The 18,964-nt window shown below is 55.7% G+C and carries 11 protein-coding genes; 3 read left to right on the forward strand and 8 right to left on the reverse strand.

What is annotated here, in order from left to right; translation table 11 throughout:
- Positions 1 to 18: 18 nt before the first annotated feature.
- The 6 genes from Pla52nx_RS18760 to Pla52nx_RS18785 form a co-directional block, all read right to left on the reverse strand.
- Positions 19 to 1,164 carry an acyl-CoA dehydrogenase family protein gene (locus Pla52nx_RS18760; protein WP_197454623.1) on the reverse strand — a complete coding sequence of 382 codons (1,146 nt, stop codon included), beginning with the start codon at positions 1,162 to 1,164 and terminating at the stop codon, positions 19 to 21.
- Entirely contained in the window at positions 1,161 to 2,117 is a 957-nt protein-coding gene (locus tag Pla52nx_RS18765) for a phytanoyl-CoA dioxygenase family protein (protein ID WP_146520320.1), read from the reverse strand. The genes Pla52nx_RS18760 and Pla52nx_RS18765 overlap by 4 nt, the downstream gene beginning before the upstream one ends.
- A gap of 5 nt (positions 2,118 to 2,122) precedes the next feature.
- Complete coding sequence (locus Pla52nx_RS18770; RefSeq protein ID WP_146520321.1) at positions 2,123 to 3,202, reverse strand: ornithine cyclodeaminase family protein; 1,080 nt, start codon at positions 3,200 to 3,202, stop codon at positions 2,123 to 2,125.
- 57 nt (positions 3,203 to 3,259) lie between these two features.
- Complete coding sequence (locus tag Pla52nx_RS18775) at positions 3,260 to 4,435, reverse strand: HupE/UreJ family protein (RefSeq protein WP_146520322.1); 1,176 nt, start codon at positions 4,433 to 4,435, stop codon at positions 3,260 to 3,262.
- 337 nt (positions 4,436 to 4,772) lie between these two features.
- Positions 4,773 to 7,343 carry a DUF1553 domain-containing protein gene (locus tag Pla52nx_RS18780; protein ID WP_231742008.1) on the reverse strand — a complete coding sequence of 857 codons (2,571 nt, stop codon included), beginning with the start codon at positions 7,341 to 7,343 and terminating at the stop codon, positions 4,773 to 4,775.
- Positions 7,340 to 8,716, reverse strand: a complete 1,377-nt coding sequence (locus tag Pla52nx_RS18785; RefSeq protein ID WP_146520323.1) for a DUF1501 domain-containing protein — start codon at positions 8,714 to 8,716, stop codon at positions 7,340 to 7,342. The genes Pla52nx_RS18780 and Pla52nx_RS18785 overlap by 4 nt, the downstream gene beginning before the upstream one ends.
- 212 nt (positions 8,717 to 8,928) lie before the next feature.
- Between Pla52nx_RS18785 and Pla52nx_RS18790 the strand changes: the two genes are divergently transcribed.
- Positions 8,929 to 9,540: a hypothetical protein gene (locus Pla52nx_RS18790; RefSeq protein WP_146520324.1), complete on the forward strand. Its 612-nt coding sequence runs from the start codon at positions 8,929 to 8,931 to the stop codon at positions 9,538 to 9,540.
- The gene (locus tag Pla52nx_RS18795; protein ID WP_146520325.1) at positions 9,527 to 10,828 is read left to right on the forward strand and encodes a hypothetical protein; all 1,302 of its coding nucleotides are present in this window, start codon (positions 9,527 to 9,529) and stop codon (positions 10,826 to 10,828) included. The genes Pla52nx_RS18790 and Pla52nx_RS18795 overlap by 14 nt, the downstream gene beginning before the upstream one ends.
- A gap of 165 nt (positions 10,829 to 10,993) precedes the next feature.
- On the opposite strand, the gene Pla52nx_RS18800 is transcribed toward Pla52nx_RS18795, so the two are convergent.
- Complete coding sequence (locus Pla52nx_RS18800; protein ID WP_146520326.1) at positions 10,994 to 12,403, reverse strand: DUF1501 domain-containing protein; 1,410 nt, start codon at positions 12,401 to 12,403, stop codon at positions 10,994 to 10,996.
- Between the two features lie 7 nt (positions 12,404 to 12,410).
- Positions 12,411 to 15,200 (reverse strand): PSD1 and planctomycete cytochrome C domain-containing protein, encoded by a 2,790-nt coding sequence (locus Pla52nx_RS18805; RefSeq protein WP_146520327.1) that lies wholly within the window; start codon positions 15,198 to 15,200, stop codon positions 12,411 to 12,413.
- Between the two features lie 734 nt (positions 15,201 to 15,934).
- On the opposite strand from Pla52nx_RS18805, the gene Pla52nx_RS18810 reads away from it, so the two are divergent.
- On the forward strand, positions 15,935 to 18,955 hold the full coding sequence (locus tag Pla52nx_RS18810; protein ID WP_146520328.1) for a mechanosensitive ion channel domain-containing protein: 3,021 nt from the start codon (positions 15,935 to 15,937) through the stop codon (positions 18,953 to 18,955).
- The last annotated feature ends 9 nt before the right edge of the window (positions 18,956 to 18,964 follow it).

Below are 18,964 nucleotides of genomic sequence, written 5' to 3' on the forward strand. Positions count from 1 at the left end.
CTTAGTCGGAGGATTGGCTCAAAGTCCCAGTAGACGCGAGATGATGTTTCGTTGAATGTCAGACGTTCCCGAATAGATCAGTCCACCGACGCTGTCTCGCAGATCACGTTCGATACCGTTCTCGGAAAGGTATCCTCGTGCACCTTGATTTCGGATCGCATCCAAGCTTGATTCAACAAGCATCTCACTGATGTACAACTTGGCAAGCGACGCCTCCATCGAGGCAGGCATTCCCTGGTCATCAAGCCAAGCAACTTTGTAGAGAATCAAGCGTGCCAATTCGTGGCGAAGTTTCATATCGGCAATCCGATGGGAAACCGCTTGATTCTTGCCGATCGGATTGCCAAATTGCTTGCGTTGCTTTGTGTACTCGATCGTCTGTTCTAATTGACGCTGCATTGCCCCCAGTTGACTGGCGAAAATGTAGCCGCGCTCCGAATTCATCGCGGTGGTAAAAATACTGCTGCCGGCACCTTCAGGACCGAGTCGCTGTGATTCATGAACGAAACAATTGTCGAACGTCATATCGCCAAACGGTGTTGAACGAAGCCCCATCTTTGGCTGCGTATCTGTGGTGGAAAATCCACCTGCACCTCGTTCGACGATGAAAGCGGTTACTCCCCATCGTCCGACATCCGGATTGGTATTCGCAAACACGACAGCCAAGTCAGCGACTGGTGCCAGCGTCACGTACTTTTTGACACCGTTAAGAACATAGCCATCCTCGACGCGAGTTGCGGATGTTTTCAAGGCAAACGAGTCAGAGCCTGAATCGGCCTCCGTGATGCCGAATGCTCCGCGTCGTCCACTGAGTAATTGGGCAATGTATTTTTGAATCTGTTCTTCGGTTCCGAACTTCAGAATTGCCGGCTGCACGCTCCAAATCTGTGAGTTGATCGCAAAGGCCAATCCACTGTCTTTACAGCCATAGCCGAAAGCCTCCAGCAATCGCACGGTTGTGCGAGCATCGTAGCCGGCACCGCCGTATTGCTTCGGGACAGACCAGCCCATGATGCCCTGGTCAGCACATCGCTGCCAGTTTTCGATCGCAAACTCGCAACGGCGGTCGTTTGCAAGAACGTCACTTGGCAACTCGGTTTGAGCAAACTGGATCACTTGCTCAGCTAGCCCTAGCACTTCATCGCTCCACGAAAAGTCCATCATTGGGGCTCCTCATCGAGTCTCAAACGCCCATGTTCATCGACGGGTTTCCATTCGTCCTTGAAGTCGCGGTTCCTCCACTGTCCTAGACCGGGGAAAAAGACCTTGTCGTAGCCGTGAGCTTCTGGATCACTCCCGTTCCATCTTTCGTCAAAGACTTCGTCCGTCCTCTGGTATCGACTATCTGAGGATAGTCGACACTTGTTGATAGGGGACATGTTGTCCAACGCACCGTGCACCGTCTGCATGGTAAAGCAAAGTACATCACCGGCCTGAAAGTCAGCCGAAAGCCATCTGCCCGAAAACTTTTCCTGCAAGACGACCGGGTTGGTGCTCAGCCATTCGATCTTGTCGCGGTCGGCATCTTTCGCGAGATAGCGCTGCAGCAGTCGCTCATGCTCGTCGCGTTTTTCCAGGATCATCAACGCGCCCTCGTGCTTGGCAACATCGCCCAACGGGATCCAGCTTGAGAACACTCGTTCCGTCCCGCGATTCATGTAGGGGCCGTCACAATGGATGCCGCAGCCCTCTCCCGGACGAACGAATCGCGGCCACCGAAAATCAAAACTGCGAACTTCGCCCTCCAGCAAGCCCTCATAGACCTTCAGCAACTTCGGGTGATCGATGATCCTGCGGTAAGCCAACCCGTCTCGCAGGCTTTGCGAAAACGCTCGCAAATTGACTTTCTCGATCGCGTCTGAACGGCTATGAATGGCATCGTCAATCGGGCGAGTTGCATCCAGCTCACCAATGATCGCGTACTTCAGCAGTATTTCCCGACGCGCCGCCAGCACTTCGTCCCTGCCGAGCAGTCCGCGAAAGAACAGATACCCCTCTTTCTCCATTCGAGCCCTCAGCAGTTCCGGCTGATCAAGAATGGATTGCGATTGAGTCAGTTCGCCAAAGTGCTCTGGATCTGTTTTTAACTCGACCTTGTTCGAGAAAAGACGCTCCATGATGTTTATCTTGCTCCAGTGGTAACGATGGACTTGATCCCCTCGTAGGGATTGTACGGAGCATCTGTGTTTCCCGACAATGCAACTCTCGAACCGACGTGCAGCTCTCGTGCGTATCGCATCAGCAACTCAGTTGCAACGTAGTCTTCCAACGCCCATCCGGTCGAGTCGAATACGGTTCGTTGCTGCTTTAGGTTCGAATAGGCGTCTGCGTTTGCCACGATGCACATGATCGACGAACCAATCTGTTCACGAGTGAGTTGTTGACATTCTCCCTCGATGATCGCTTGCTCTGGAAAGTCTGGGCAAACATGGCTGCGACTCAACAGAGAGAGTGGCAACTCGATTTTTCCTGGCAGATCCGATCCCACCGCATTGACGTGTACGTGGTCCCTGGGTGTCAGATCATCGAAAAGAGGACCGTCGCCAACTGAGATGGATGTGGCAGTGGAAATCACGTCTGAGTTCTGAACAACGTCATCCACTGATGTGACGATCACAGGCACATCACCATGGTTGAACGATGCGATCCGATCACCGAGCGAATCGCTTACCTCCCGTCGGATGTCGAAAACACGAATTTCATTGATCGTCGCAACTTGCATCAAAGCGTGCAACTGCGTCACGGCTTGTGCACCGCAGCCGATCAAGCCCATTGATACCGGGCGAGATAGATCCGAGAGCATTCTGGTTGCGATTGCCGATGCCGCCCCGGTACGAAGTGCCGTTAATGCGGCTCCGTCGCATACGGCGAGCAAGCAGCCGGAGGTTGGATCGAAAAGGCTGAAGGTCGAAATGACCGTCGGTAGCATTCTGACCTGGGGATTTGTTGGATGATAGCCGACCGTTTTGATGAAAACGGACTGTCCGTGTCGGTGAAGTGGCATCCATTCGATGAGTCCCGGATGGGGTGTTTCGTAATGAAACCCCGTCCGAATTGGGACATCAAACTCAGTCGTAGAGAATCTCTGGAATGCCGTCTGCAACTCATCGATTAGTTCACGCATGAACACATCAACGCTGATCGTTGACAGGATCCCTACGACATCTTGATGGGTTAACAGGATGGTGAATTTCTGACGCATTGACTTCACTGTTGCAAACAAACTCAGATGGAGCGCGGTCTTGGTTGCCAACAAGACCTACAAAGCGAATGCTCGTTCGATGAACCAGAAACATGCAATCGCGGCAGTGATTGCGGCACCCCCTTTCAAGATGACTGGGACGTAGAACTTCGTTCTTCGCAACAGGAATATCAACGGAAAAACCGCGCAGACAATTGCCAATTGTCCCAATTCCACCCCCACGTTGAACCCGATCAGCACTTTGACCAAGTGAACCATTCGGAAAGGAAGTTCGCTCATCACGGAGGCAAAGCCCATTCCATGAAACAACCCGAATACGAAAATGATCAGCCACGCGTTCTCTCGCAGTTTTGGCCAGATGGAATTCAATGCCATTAAGATGATCGACATGGCGATCACGGATTCCACGATCCTGGACGGGACACTGACCAACCCGAGCGCCGCCATGCTGAGCGTGATCGAATGCGCTACGGTAAAGATTGTGACGATCCGAACGATGTTCCAGAGGGCTGTCGCGAAGTTGGGGACGGGCCGCCACGTCTTTTCCTGGTAAACCAAAACGGCAGGCAACAGCAGCGTGACGATGAACAGAATGTGATCGGTGCCAATCCAGATGTGCAGCACTCCCTGCCAGACAAAATCTCGCGGACGCAGAAGTGAATCGATGTGAGTGAGGTCCAACTCCTGAACGGGATTATGAGAGCCAAACACCATCGCTCCGAACTCTCCTTCAAAAACCTGCCCGCTCTTCTTGTTGCGTTCAACACACACGAGGCTTCGGTGGATGAAGTCGTTCTCAATGAACAGACGATTGGTGATTGTGACGAGATCAGGAACGGCTCCTACTGGCGTTGTGTAAAAGAACTGAGCGTAGATTCCTTCGTCGGCGGGCAAATCCAGCAACCCTACGGTGGTGTACTCGATCGGTATTTCAACGCCGTCGGATTCAATTCGGTAGTTTTCCTGGAGGTAGCTGAGGATCTTCTCTCGATTCTCCTCCAAGATCTCCACCCTCTGTTCCCCCGCGTCGGGAACAGCCACATCTAGCTTTTCACGCAGATCCTTGAGGTTGATTTCAACCCGGCCGACGATTCTGTCCTCCTCAACATTCAACCAGACGTAGGTTTCACCCGTCGTGTGAGCAACCACTGGTGTTACTGCTAAGAGAAAGACAAAGTGTGCAACGACCAAAGCAATCAACAGTTGCAATTGGTGTCGTTGAATAGGGTACATAAAAACAGTCCAGGGGCCTGCAGTTTATGGGCTGACGAGCAACTGACCGGCAACCCCTGCCGATGCGGGCAGCCTCGCAGGACACCCCTCTAGAGGCCAGCAAGATAATGAGTGGAAGGGGGCGTGACTCCACGATGGGGGTATTGTAACTCGACATGCTGACGGGAGGAATCTCGAAATGGATAGATCCATTGAATCCCTAGTGCAAAGATCGTGAGTTGAGCTTTGATACCAGCACGAAGCGCAAGCGAGTGAATCATGGCGTTTTGTTCACTCGCTTGCGCTTCGTGCTGGTATTTGCATCGTTTCCAATCAAGGTCAATTCAAAATCGCAGCACTAGTGATTGAAGGTGAACTCGGTGCTGGTCAAGATGCTCCAGGCGACGTCTTGTAGTCCCGTCTGCCGATCGTCCTCGTATTCGGCCAAGACACCCAGCAGCGTCTTGAGTTCATCGTCTGACGGTGCTCGACAGAGGGCAGACTGAAACAGTTGACGGATGATTTCCTCATCACTCGCCCCATCAGCGATCCATCGATTGAGAGTGTTCTGCTCATTGGCAAGCTTTGGATTGAGTGTCTCGCCGTTGGACAAATGCAGCACCTGGACCATGCTCGGTTCGTCGCTTCTCTCGCACTCGCACGTGATCTCACGTGGATTGCGTCCAAAGGTTTTGAGGAAATACGAATTCACGGCCGCGTCGTACAATTCGATCGCGCGGGTGCCCTTGCCGTAAAACGCTGTCTTTTGAACATCCGCGCCGGGAAATGCGACCTCATTGAATGTGGTCGATGTCTCTAGGACTTGATCGATCGAATCCAGCAGTACCTCCGCCATCAGGCGTTTGGGATAGTAGCGGCTCAGGTAGCGAGACTCATCCCGGTTGGCCGGCAAAGGCGTGCTGGAGCGTTGATAGGTTTCACTTTGCAGAATGGTTCGCATCAACTGTTTCAGATCGAAACCCGACGCGATCACGTACCGACTGGCGGCGTTCAAGAGCTCTTCGTTGGACGCCGGGTTGCTCAATCGCAAATCATCGACTTGCTCGATCAGTCCTCGGCCAAAGTAGTTCTGCCAGACTCGATTGGTGATTGCGCGAGAAAAGTACGGATTGTCAGGAGACGTCAGCCATTGGGCAAGCACGATTCGCCGATCACTGGGGTCGTCAAAATCGACCGGAGGTGCGTCCAGAGGCGCGGGCGGCTGTGGTTTGCCGGTTCTGGGCTGGATCAGTTCTCCCGACTGAGCGACGTAAACGGTTCGTAATCCGTCACCGTTGCGAGGTTCACCTCCCCAACCTTTGGCACGTACACGGGAAAAGAGATTCGCCATCGCGTAGTACTGGTCGTTGGTCCACTTTTCCAACGGATGGTTATGACATTTCGCGCAACCGATCGAGAGCCCCAAGAAGGCTTGGCAAGCGTTCTCGGTCATCTCCTCGGGGGATTGATGCAATGCGTAAAAATTCGTCGCGCCGTTCTGATTGCTTTCGCCCGTGGCCGTCAAAATCTCGCGTACGAATTGATCCCACGGTTTATTCTCCCGGACGGATTCACGGACCCAGCGATAGTACGACTCCACCGCGATCGGGCGTAGCCGGGTGCCGTTGATCAACAGCATGTCGCTCCATTTGTATGTCCAATAGGCGACGAAGTCTTCGGATAACAGCAAACGTTCGATGGCGCGATCACGGCGTGTTTCGGCATCATCGATGAGAAACTCTGTTCGCTCGGTTTCGCTGGGCAACCGCCCGATCGTGTCCAAGGTGGCGCGTCGCAAGAACGTCAGGTCATCACAGCGTGGAGACGGTTGCAGGTTCAGCCGTCGCAATTGAGCCAAGTTGATTTGGTCGATGAAATTCCGCTGGGGCGACTGGGCAAAGATGCCCGGTTCGAGCGAATTTTCGTACGGCACCGTCATCCGCGCCAAAGCGACTTTGCTGCCAAACCAAACCAAGACGGCTCCTTCACCGCTGCCCAATACCGAAACCGACCCGTCCGGTGTCACCGTTGCGATGGATTCATCGGTCGATGTGAACTGCGCCCAGTGGGTCACGTCCGCAACGCGACCGTCGTCATAGTGTGCGCTGACCAGGACTTGGGATTGATCCCCCGGTGTCAGCAAAGCGTTCTCGGGATAGATGGAGATGCGTTGCAATCGGGCATCGGTTGGCGAGGGGGCGGGAGCGCCGCTGGCGATCCACTGAGAGATGATTTCGTAGTCACGGGAGTCGGTCTTCAGTTTCAACCCGCCTTTGTGTGGCAGTGCACCTGTGGGTTTTGCAAGGATCAGGCTTTTCCCCGGGTCTGCGATCTCAATTCGCCGTCCTCGGGCTTGGCGAGTGATCGACAAGTAATCTTGATCGCTGTCGTATCCCCTGAGCGACAGGCGAAAGCCGCCTTTGCCGGCCAACGCACCGTGGCAGGCCCCCATGTTGCAGCCCGACTTGGCGAGTACCGACTGGACGTCGTTTCGAAAGCTCCAGGCGTGTGGCTTGCCGACTCCCCTGACGACCACCGATGCAGTCGTCTCCACGTCTCCGACCACGACGCGGATCTCAGCTTTACCGTTTCCGACGGCGGTCACAACATTGTTGTCGACGACTGCAACCTGCGGATCGCTGGATGTGACTTCGAAATCCTTGTCGTCCACGGATGCCGACACCACGCCGTCGCGAATCGATGCGACCGAAATTCTCTGACGAGCATGCGGTCCGTCCAATTCAATTTGCGTCGGCAGCAGGGTGATGTTTTGCGATCTGGGATCGTCGGCAGCACAGAGTTGGCTGCTGGAGAAGGCGGCGACGAGAACAATCAGGAGGGAGAGAAAGGTCGGCATGAGAGCGGAATCAATATCAGGACGGTGGTGATGCAAGCAGCGTGTCGTTTTATTGGCGATTAACCCGGTCATGCAAACAGTTCTTTGATCTCACGCATCCCGAAATCAACGAGCGGAAACGGGCGGCCTCCTGGGCCTGGGATTTCGGCGTGCAGGTCGAGGCCCAGAGAGTGAAAGATGGTTGCGATGATCTCGCCTGGTGGAGTCGGACGATCGGCAGGCACCGCGCCGATGGGATCACTGGCGCCGATTGCCCGCCCGCCTTGGACGCCGCCACCGGCGAATGTTGTCGAGAAGCATTGTGGCCAGTGGTCACGACCACCCGCCGGGTTGACTTTCGGGGTCCGTCCAAATTCAGCCAAGCCGCATACCAGCGTGTCATCCAGCATACCGCGTTCGTCGAGATCACTCAGCAGAGCCGCGTACGCTTGGTCGTACATCGGCGCCACGATGTTCTTCATTCCTTCGATTGTCGTGAATGGCTTGCTGCCGTGGATGTCCCAGGTGACTTCATTGAACACGGTCAAGAAAGTGTTGATCGTGACGAACCGCACGCCGGCCTCGATCAAACGGCGTGCCAGGAGACAGCATTGGCCGAAGCGGTTCATGCCGTAACGCTCACGTACATTGGTTGGTTCCTTTGACAAGTCGAACGCTTCCCTCGCTTGCTGACTATTCATCAAGCGATAGGCCGCCTCAAAGTTCTTGTCCAGCATCTTGGCTGACTCGGTTGCATCAAACTGTTGCATACGCGACTCGATCGCACCCCGCATTCGCCGACGCCGATCGATCCGCACATCGCCCAGAGATTGAGGTGGCAGCAGATCCGGGACTTTGAAATTCGGCTGACTGGGGTCTGCCATCAGTGCAAAAGGATCAAAGGCCTTGCCGAGAAAACCGCCTGCTTGACCATTCGGCAGGTTGCCGCCGCCGCGCCCCATGGTCTCTGGTAGCACCACGTGGGCGGGCAGATCACTGCGTCGGCCCCGCATGTACTGCAGAACGGCGCCGGCGTGTGGATAATTCACGCCGCCTGTGAACTGGCGACCGGTTTGCAACATTTGCCATCCGGCATCGTGGACTGCCGCGGCCGTGTGGTAGCACGAACGAACGATCGAAAACTTGTCCGCCACCTCGGCATGTTTAGGCAATATCTCGGAGAGCTGAAAGTCTCCGTTGCTGGAGATCGCTGAGAATGGACCACGCACTTCCGACGGTGCGTTGGGCTTCATGTCAAACGTATCGAGCTGACTGGGTGCACCAAGATTAAAGATCATGATGCATGAGCGTTTGTCCTTGTGCGGATCGACGACACCGCGCTCCGACGCCGCCAGAAATTGCGGCAACCCTAACCCGATCGCTCCAAGCGTCCCGATCTGCAGAAAATCACGGCGTCTTGTTCCGTTGCATGTGTGGGAGGATCCACGCGATGTCAAATTCAGCATCGTTCTTCTGGGGAGGGAGGGTTTGGTAGGGGCTGTCGCCGCAGTTGGGCGGCGACAGCAGTCCTTATTCTAACGCAAGGTCGCTGGCGAAGTCCAAAAACTTAACATTCTCCCGTCCGCATCGGTTATCATCTGAGGAGTTATGGGTAACCATGACCTGAAATTGACTCAGAAACGAGGGCGGATTGATGATTTCAGCGGTTGATTTTTTCATGCGATCTTGCGTCCCAATGCGGAGCAAACAGACGCGGTTTGGCGTTTGGGTTGCCCTGATGTCGACCGGGCTGCTGGTCAGCATGATCTCTGGGTGCATGCCACAAGCGCCACCGTTGGACGGCATGTTGCCTTTCAAGGAGGCGAATGAGTTGCTCTTTGAAATGCACGCCAATCACGGTGCTCGCTACACCGCGGATCATGTTTGGAACGGAAAGCCCTTCAAGGCCAATTGGGAACTGGCCAACTACATGAAGAAAGCGGCCCAGTTGCAGATCAAACCACCGACCGCGACATTCGACGAAGTTGACCTTTACATGGCACTGGAGACGGCGCTCGCCGACCAGACCTTCAATCCTTGGCACAACGTCGCCGACGATACTATCTTGCAGTGTTTTTGCCAGGCGATCAAAAACACCGAGTCCAACATGGCATATGGCTCGTGCCCCGACGCTCCCTATGACATCACGATCAAAGTGAAGAACAACACGAGCGAATGGTTCTGTGAAGTCCGTGTACAGAACATTCAAGATCCCAAGAAACTGGAAGAGGCAGCAAAGGCAGCACAAGAAAAACTTGACAACCTAGAGCGTCAACATGCTAACGATTAAATGCCCAAAATGCTCGACGCTGCTGAAGCTGCAACCGCAAGCAACGGCGGTGCAAGTCAAGTGTCCCAAATGCGGCACGTTGCTCAGAGTCGCGGGGCAAAGCAGTCCCGCTGCACCCGCTCCACAGGCACCCGCTCCACAGGCACCCGCTCCACAGGCACAGAAACCCGCAGCGGTCAGACAGCCTCAACCGAAACCAGTAGCCGCCGCGCCGCAAAGGCCCGCTGGACAGCCACAAGTTGCCCAGCCTCAGGTTGCTCAGCCACAGACGGCATTGCCGACCGGATCGCCGGCTCCGATTGCAAATTCCGCTGCGGCCCCAGCAGCTTTTCCGGATTTTGGAAACGATCCCTTTGGCAACTTGCCAACAGGCGGGTTTGACTCGCCCGCGCCGGGTGCACCACAAGCGGCCGCGCAACCGGCCGGTGGATTTGACTTCGGGAACTTGAACTTGCCCGCTGCTCCCAGTGGTGGATTCCCAGCGGCTGGATTTCCGGCAGCAGGATTTCCGGCAGCAGGATTTCCCGCAGCGGGAATGCCTGCAGCGAATGGTTTTCCAGCCGCACAGCATCCCTACGCCGCCGCACCTGCTGCTGCTCAACAGCCGGCAGCCACTCCCGCCGGTCCAAAAGCCGGTCCAAGATCCGGCGTCAAAAACAAAAAGATGCTTTGGATCGGCTTGGCTGTCGGAGCGGTTGTGCTGCTGACGGCCGGAGTTGGCGGGCTGATCATGATCAGTGGTGGTGGCGGCTCGACAGCGAGTGCGAGTTCCAAATCGGCTGCAAGCGCTGCTGCGCCGGACGGATTTCGCGCAGCTACTTTGGGCAACATCTCCTGCTTTGTTCCCAACGGTGGTTCCGTCGAGACGCCGCCGACCGCCGACAAGTCACTGGGTTTCCAAAGTGAAGCGTCGGGCGCCACGTTTTTTGTCGCCACCGACACTTATCAATTCCTCAACCCCAGCGATGAACAGTTGCAATACCGTGCAGCACGAATTCTGATGTCCAGCGTCTACGGAGGAGAGAGAGCAGAGCGAAGCGGCAAGGTTGGCTTCAAGGGACGCAGCATGCGAGGGTTGGTGCTGACCGATCTGACCGTGGAATACTTCCTGGTTGGCGATCAAGTGATCCTGTTTGGGTGTGGCATGCCGCTGCCCGAGTACGAAGACGTCCCGCTGACATACCCACCCAAGCCGCCTGTGCAAAAGCCACCAACGGAAGAAGATATCGCCAAGGCCAAGATATTCGAAGAAGAGATGAAAACGTTCTTTGATTCGGTGAACATCTAGCCGGGATTATTCACGCGACTCTCTCCAATCTTCGCATCCGGTTTGCACGAATCGGCTTTATCGGATTGGTGCGAAAGCAGTCTGTGCATGTCAGCCGCCACGTCCTATGGCTGGACGCCGCACTATTGCTTCATTCCGGCAGCATTCTGTCATGCACAGCATGACCTACGACTGAATGATCCGATCTGCGACTTGGCCGGCGACATCGGTGAGACGGAAGTCGCGACCGGCGTAACGATACGTCAATCGCTCGTGGTCCAAGCCCAGCAAGTGCAGAATGGTCGCGTGCAAGTCGTGGATGTGCATCTTGTCTTGTTCGGCGTAGTAACCGTAGTCGTCGGTCGCGCCGTAGGCCATTCCTCCTTTGATTCCCCCACCGGCCATCCACATGGTGAAACCGTGCGGATTGTGGTCGCGTCCATTGCTTCCCTGGGCGGTCGGCGTTCGGCCGAACTCGCCTCCCCACAACACCAACGTGTCCTTCAGCAAGCCGCGTGATTTCAGATCGGCCAGTAAACCGGCGATCGGCTTGTCGACTTCCGCCGCATTCTTGGTGTGACCCTGACGCAAGTTACTGTGTTGATCCCACTGCACTTCGCTGTCACTGTGAGTGACTTGTACAAAACGGACACCGCGTTCCAACATGCGACGCGCCAGCAAACATTGGCGACCAAAGTTCTCGGTGACCGGATCATCGATACCGTACAGTCGATGGGTGGCGATCGATTCACTGGCCAAGTCTTGCGCTTCGGGCATCTCTGATTGCATGCGAAAGGCAAGCTCAAACGCCTGCAAGCGTCCGTCAAGTGAACCATCGTCACTCGCGTCGGCCAAGTGATCGCGATTCATCGCTTGGATCAAATCCAACTGGCGACGCTGCTCCGCTGTGCTCAATCGACTGTTTTGAATGTGCCGCACACCGGCCGACGCAGCGGGCTGGCTGGCATTGCCGATCGGCGTGCCTTGACAATGGGCTGGCAAGAATGCAGCACCCCAGTTGTTCATTCCCCCGTGTGCCAGTGTCGGGCAAATCGTCACAAAGGTTGGCAGGTTTTCATTGTCTGATCCCAAGCCATAGGTGATCCAAGCACCCATGCTGGGACGGACAAACTGATCGGTGCCGGTATGCAGCTTCATCGATGCCCCACCATGTGACGGGTTGGTTCCGTGAACGCTGCGTAACACGCACAGGTCGTCAATGTGCTGTGCGACGTGGGGAAACAGGTCACTGACAGGCAGTCCCGATTCACCGTGTTGACGGAAACGCCAAGGAGATCGCAACAAATTGCCTTGTTTGGCGAACGTGACGCGTGGCAGATCAAACGGCAACGGCTTACCGTGATCGCGATCCAACATCGGCTTGGGATCGAATGTATCAACGTGCGACGGCCCACCTTTCATGAACAAGAACACGATCCGTTTGGCTCGTGGAGGAAAGTGTGTCTTGTTGGCAGCGGTCGTCGGTTCGTCCGCAGACGATTTCGATCCCATCATCGACGCCAAAGCCAAATGACCAAATCCAAGCGCGGACGCTTTCAGGACCTGACGGCGAATCGATGGATGCGAAGCACTCATGGCTGGGTCACTTGAGATAGATGAATTCGTTACTGGCAAGTACCGCATGACAAAGCTGCGTCCATGCCTTGAGTTCGGCATCGTTTGCGGGAAGCGTGGCGATCGTGATCTCTTTTTGCAAAAAAGCCTTTGCCCGTTCCATTTCCGACTTACTGGGCGATCGAGCAAAGGACCGTCGATAGAGGGTTGTGATGCGGTCGGCTTCATCAGCACACGCAGCGATCAAGTTGCCCGCCATTTGCGTTGCGGAATCCATGACCAAGTCCGAGTTCATCATCCACAGCGATTGAGGCGCGACGACTGTCGCGCTGCGATCTCCCGTCGGCATCGTCGGATCGGGGAAATCAAATTGCTGAAACAGCGGATACAGATTGTTTCGAATGACGGGCAGGTAAGCGGCGCGGCAGAGGCTGTCGTATCGCGTGTGGTCCACGGATGTGTGGTTGAATACGAACTGGCGATTACGCAGCGGCACGGTTTTGCCACCCTGTTGACGATCCAAACGCCCCGCGACGAGCAAGATGGCGTCACGAATCTGTTCCGCATCGAGCCGTTGCACCGGAAAACGAGACAAGAATCGATTCTCTGGATCGGCGTCGAAACTGGATTGCGATGCATGACTGCTTTGCCCATAAACGCTTGAGCGCAGAATCAAACGATGCAGCTCCTTGAGCGACCAACCACTTTGCATGAAACGATAGGCCAAGTAGTCGAGCAACTCAGGATGAGAGGGCGGGTCGCCCAAGGCGCCAAAGTTCTCCGTGGTCGAAACGATCCCACGACCGAAATGCCATCGCCAAACCCGATTGACAAACACACGAGCGGTCAAGGGATGCCGTGTCCCGGTGATCCACTGCGCCAACTGCAATCGACCACTCTCGTCCTCCGGCCAAATCGGTCGCACCGAAGTTTGCCGCATGACCGCAGGAAATTCACGGGACACCGCTTCACCTAGATTCAGATGGCTGCCCCGGATGTGTAGCGGTATCTCCGCCACCGGCTCGGACTCGCTGACACCGATCGCAGCGGACTCATCCGGCGATGAGCTTTCCAGGACCCGCGCTGCTTCCTCCAGTTGGTAGTACTTGTCGAGCGTCTCCGCATCGAATGCAAATTCAGGTTGCGGTGGAACCGAAAGCAATCCGGTTGCGTCATTCACCGTCACCCGAGCAAGTTCCAACTGCGGATCGGAGAGAGTTGCGTTGGACTTGCCCGACTCGACGACCGCAACATTCATTCGATCGAAAAGGTCTCCAAAGAACAACCGGACCTCATCCGGCGACCCTTTTCTTTGATGCCACTGCGCGCAAAACGGGTCGTCGATCCCGTGCTCCAGATGCAGCCGACAGTGGTGCAGGATTCGCGGATGCAGCCCGTCTTGCGATGCGACTTGTGCGACCTCGCCCAAGGTGCTCTCTGGCGTGATCTTTGTCGCCGCCACCAGATACTGGGTAACATTCTCTCTCGCCTCAGACCTCAGTCGGCCCATCTCGGCATTCTTGAATTTTGATGCCGCCGATTTCTTGGCGGCGATCTGGGCATCAATCTCCGCCAGTCGTTCACGCTCTGCGTCATCGGCAAAGGAGTGTTCGAACCAGTGATGGATATTGCCTGTGTTGGTCGACGCAAAAGATCGGGTGCCTCGAAAAATCGCCGCCAACGCGTAGTAGTCTTGTTGGGTGATCGGGTCGAACTTGTGGTCATGGCACCGCGCGCACCCGAACGTCATGCCTAACATTGCTTTGCCGAGAGTATCAATCTGTTCGTCGATCGTGTCCATGATCAACTTTTCTTCGTCGCGTTCGGCCAGCACGCGTCCGCCCAACGCCAAGAACCCAGTCGCGATCTTTGTCTGTCGCGTCGCATTCGGGATCAAATCACCAGCAATCTGCTCCAGCAGAAATTCGTCGATCGGTTTGTTGTCGTTCAACGCATTGATCACGTAATCGCGATAACGCCACGCGTTTCCGAATGCAAGGTTCTCGTCCAGACCGTTGGAATCAGCGTATCGGGCGACGTCCAACCAGTGTCGCCCCCAACGAACACCGTATGCGGGGGACGCGAGCAAGCGATCGATGACGCGAAGTTTTGCGCCGGGAGAATCATCGTTGGTAAACTGCTCCAACTCTTGGACAGTGGGCGGTAGTCCGGTCAAGTCGAACGTGATGCGTCTGAGCCAACTCTCTGGTGTCGCATCGGGCGCTGGCGTGAGGTCATTGTCACGCATGCGTTTGAGTACGAACGCGTCGATCGGCGTTTTGATCCAAGCCTCGTTGGCAATCTCGGGAACAGCCGCCAAAGTGACGCCGCGCATCGACCAAAACTGACGTCCGGCTTCGATGGACATGCCGTGTGCTGAAGACGCTGCTTCTGACGTCGAGTCGGAGGGTTCTCTCGGGTCATACGCGCCCTGAGCGATCCATTTTTCCAGTGTCGCGATCTCCGCATCGCTCAAACGGTTTTGCGGCGGCATTTGCAAATCGCGGTTCTTGTACCGAACAGCATGGATCAACAGACTCGATTCTGCGGCCCCCGGAACCAACGCTGGTCCTGAATCGCCTCCGAGCAAGCTTTCTTGGCGAGATTCCAGCGACAAACCACCATTACGTTCTGCTGCGGAGTGACACTCCAAACAACGAGAAACGAGCAACGGACGCACATGTGTTTCAAAAAACTCGGCCTGCTGCTGGACAGGTTTCAACTCATCGCCAGGACACGTCGCCGACAGCACCATTCCTGTTAGCGGTGCAAAGATGACCAGCAGAACGCGCAGGAGCGATGCGTGATGATTTCGCATGGCGGGGTGGACGCGAAGGAGGGATCGAGGTGGGATGCTGCCATACCATTGTAACAACTTTGACGATGGCGTGCCGTGGACCGCTAAGCCGGCGGTGTCGACTCGATGTTTTGGTGTTATTCGTTGAGCCGTTTCTTGTCCGCTGTCACCTCCCCCAACTGCCGAGACTGCTGATTTAATCGTTTTTCGTTATCACTGTGAGCCGATGGCGATAGCCACGGGCCTCGAAGGGTTGGGACAGCACCATTAGGCCCGCGGCTAGCCCGGATTATTCATTAGCCGGCACGCGATAGCGTCCGGTTCCCGAGTATAGGCGTGAGAACCGGACGGTATCGCGTGGCGGCTGATGTGCGCAGACTGTTTTCGTGCCAATCCGCGCAAGCCGTTTCTTGCAAACGTGTTGCGATGACCGTATTGAGTCGCGTGAATAATCCGGTCTAGCGCCTTGCGGCTCACTAAATCAGCAGTCTCCTGCGCCGGGAGAGGTGACAGAAACTTGCGGAGCGCCACAGTGCCACAACACCAAACTTTGATCCGCCCAGGGCAAGCCGGTTGATGGTGGCTCCTACGCATTCGGCTGTGGGTCAAACGGTGCAGACGCAGATGCGGATGTCAGCCTTGAAAGGCTGACGTACGAATGTACGTGTCGCGCGTGAAACTTGAATCTTGACGCGTGGACTCGTTCCCCCGTATCTACTGAACTGACGAAAACCGCAATTCCCCCTGGGTCCGATATGTCCGGTCTGCGCCCCGCGAACATGCTTCTCTATTTTGCAGCCATCACGATCGTGGTGGCTGGTCTTGGGCACATCGCTCCCGCTCAAACGCACCCTCAGTGGGCTGGCAATCACGCCGCCGACAAAACGATGGATCCGCGTTTTTCACACCAAAACACGCAACCGCGACTCCCCAACACTGCGATTCCCGCTTTCACGACCAGCAGCCGAACCATCCCAACACAGCAAGTTTCGACTGCACCAGTTTCCACCCGACAAATTCAGACTCAAGCGACTTCGACTCAACCGTTTCTCGATCCAGACAATCGCTCGCTTGATAGCATTCCCAGTCGGGGTATCCGTCCCGAATACACAACACCCGAATACACAGCGGCGGAAACCGCGTTTCGGATAGCTCAGTGGAATAGGGAACTTGCCGATCGCAGTTCGGATTTCATTGCCGGCATGGCGATCGAGAACGCAGTACTCGCCGACCGACTCGGACGGCTCGCTCAATCACGTGGTCAAGTAGCAACACGCCTCGCCGCCGCAAACCGTCAGCTTGCTGACATCCAGATGGATTACCTTTCGGTCAGCGGCAAGCTGGCCGAGTACGGGCTGACGCCAACGATCGGACTGCTGCTGCGCCACCGCAAAGAACAGTTGGACTCGTGGCAAACACAAGACAATGAGTCACACTTTGCTCGCTCCGAACTAAGCCGCACCCAGCAAGAAGCGTTGGAGCTGGAGTTGCTCGCGACGGGCGAAGGGCAAGAGGAAGTCCAAGCCGATCGCTTGATGGCTCAATCGGTACACGGATCGAACTTGCAAAACGATGCTGTGCTGCGCCAGCAAGTCATCGACCTATTGCGTCAGCGCACATTCCTGGTCAACGAGCTTAAAAACCAGTATCGCAGTTACCACCATTATTTGGACCAGCTCGATTCCGCCGCGTCGGCCACGAGCACCAAGACGGCGGAGTTCCGCAAGCTGATTGATCGACACGCGACGTGGATTCGTAGCGGAGAAGCGATCGGGCTGCGTGATGTGATCAACATCAAAAGTGGAATGGCGGCGCTGCTGGAGTTTCGTCACACGCGTCAATTCGGCCGCGACTTGAATCGCAAGCTTGACGACGACAAAGCCTCCGGCATCATGATGCTGGCTTTCTTTGTCGCCATGCTGGTGATTCGATGGCGTCTGAAAAGCTGGTTGGTCGGGATCGGGCGCAACACCAAGATGCGAACCTCCGGACAATCTCGCATCGTCATTGCGGGCATTCTGACTCTGGGTGTCGCCGGCGTACTGCCACTCATCTGCTACGCCTTTGCCTGGTGGCTCGGACGCGGCATCGTTTCCGAGACATTGCTGCACGTCGCTAGCGGACTTTACGCTGCCAGTTTGATCAGTTTGCTAGTCGAGTTGCCACGCCAATTGCTGCGTCCTTTTGGCCTGGTGGACAAACACCTCTCGGTGGACTTCTCGACGCGTGCAGAAGCCTTCAAGGGATGGTCGATCGCGGGATTGATGCTGGTGCCTGGAGCATTCGCGATCACCGTCTTGGGCCAAATCGATCACGGCATCTGGCGTGATTCTCTGGGACGCTTTTTGTTCCTCGGCATGATGTTTATCGTCGCTGCCTTGGGACACTTTGCTCTACGACCCGGCAAAGGATTCCTGTGCCCAGCGTTGGCGGCCTTCGGTGGCAGATTGGCTACCGGATTTGGACATCTTTGGTACGCCCTTGCACTTGGTTTTCCAGTCGTCGTTGGAATTCTTTCCGCATTGGGCTACGGCTACACCGCCAGTGAACTTATCAAACGAGCATCGCTGTCGCTGGTCTTGGTGATGGTCGCTGGCGTGATGTGGAAAATCTGCCAGATCGGGTTCAACCAACTGTGGCGAGTTCTAACGCAACCCAAAGTCGAACCACGCTATGACGAATACGGACTGATCGACGAACCCGTGGTGGAGACAGAAGTCAACGAGACGCATGTGGTGCTGAAGCATCAGATCGGATTCCTGGGCCAGTGTTTGGCCGGCGTCGCTTTTGTTGCCAGTTTCGCTGGACTGTGGGTCGGTGTGATCCCAAACATGGGAATGGCAAACCCGGTCCTGTGGACGGTTCAAGACACGGTCACTGATTTCGCCGAAAACGGTCAAGGACAAACGATTGCCACCTCGGAGACGCTGACCTCGCCGATCACTCTATTGAACCTTCTTTCGGCAGCCGCAATCTTGTTTGTTGCCATTCAACTCTCTCGACTGCTGCCCAATCTGTTCGACGCGCTGGTCCTGCAGCGAGTGGACTACGACGAAGGCATGGAGCATTTGATTCTGGTGATCGGACGCTTTGTACTATTCTCGATCGGATGTTTCGTTGCTTGCCGCCTGATCGGAATGCGTTGGGCGACGATTCAATGGTTGATGGTCGGAGTGACCATCGGTCTCGGTTTCGGTTTACAGGATTTTGTCCGCAACATTCTGGGTGGCCTGGTGGTTCTGTTCGCCAGACCGGTCAACGTTGGCGATCGAGTGACCGTCGGCAAGCTGACGGGACGAATCGCGAGCCAAACCTTGCGGACTACGATTCTGTCGGACGACGAAGGCCGCCAGTTGCAGATTCCGAACAAGAAATTCCTCAGCGACGAAGTGACCAATTGGCGTGGTGCGGGAAAACTGACGACGGTATCGATCGAAGTCTCCGTGCGTCGCGAAGAACGTCCGATCGACATGAGCCGAATGCTCGGCGAGTGGGCCGCATCGGAACGTTTTGCTCTGCAGTCACCCGGTCCCCAAGTCACACTCGTTTGCGTGGCCAAACAAACCCAGCGGTACGAGCTGCATGTATGGACGGAAGAACGCCAGAACGTGCGTCAGTTGCAACAAACACTGCTGGACACCGTTCGCAGTCAACTACGAGAACGTGATCTACTCGCCACAACGCAGCCCGAACAACCGTCCGTACACGCACCCACTGGCGGACACACAATCGACGCCCCTCACTCAGAAAGGCGTTCGGGACGTCGATCGGCATAGCATTCACAC

The organism is Stieleria varia (genome assembly GCF_038443385.1).
Taxonomy (GTDB): Bacteria; Planctomycetota; Planctomycetia; order Pirellulales; family Pirellulaceae; genus Stieleria; species Stieleria varia.

Excerpts from the sequence above, each read along its gene's own strand:
- Pla52nx_RS18760 (WP_197454623.1), bottom strand. The coding sequence starts at position 1,164 with ATGATGGACTTTTCGTGGAGCGATGAAGTGCTAGGGCTAGCTGAGCAA.
- Pla52nx_RS18765 (WP_146520320.1), bottom strand. The coding sequence starts at position 2,117 with ATGGAGCGTCTTTTCTCGAACAAGGTCGAGTTAAAAACAGATCCAGAG.
- Pla52nx_RS18770 (WP_146520321.1), bottom strand. The coding sequence starts at position 3,202 with ATGCGTCAGAAATTCACCATCCTGTTAACCCATCAAGATGTCGTAGGG.
- Pla52nx_RS18775 (WP_146520322.1), bottom strand. The coding sequence starts at position 4,435 with ATGTACCCTATTCAACGACACCAATTGCAACTGTTGATTGCTTTGGTC.
- Pla52nx_RS18780 (WP_231742008.1), bottom strand. The coding sequence starts at position 7,343 with ATGACCGGGTTAATCGCCAATAAAACGACACGCTGCTTGCATCACCAC.
- Pla52nx_RS18785 (WP_146520323.1), bottom strand. The coding sequence starts at position 8,716 with ATGCTGAATTTGACATCGCGTGGATCCTCCCACACATGCAACGGAACA.
- Pla52nx_RS18790 (WP_146520324.1), top strand. The coding sequence starts at position 8,929 with ATGCGATCTTGCGTCCCAATGCGGAGCAAACAGACGCGGTTTGGCGTT.
- Pla52nx_RS18795 (WP_146520325.1), top strand. The coding sequence starts at position 9,527 with ATGCTAACGATTAAATGCCCAAAATGCTCGACGCTGCTGAAGCTGCAA.
- Pla52nx_RS18800 (WP_146520326.1), bottom strand. The coding sequence starts at position 12,403 with ATGAGTGCTTCGCATCCATCGATTCGCCGTCAGGTCCTGAAAGCGTCC.
- Pla52nx_RS18805 (WP_146520327.1), bottom strand. The coding sequence starts at position 15,200 with ATGCGAAATCATCACGCATCGCTCCTGCGCGTTCTGCTGGTCATCTTT.
- Pla52nx_RS18810 (WP_146520328.1), top strand. The coding sequence starts at position 15,935 with ATGTCCGGTCTGCGCCCCGCGAACATGCTTCTCTATTTTGCAGCCATC.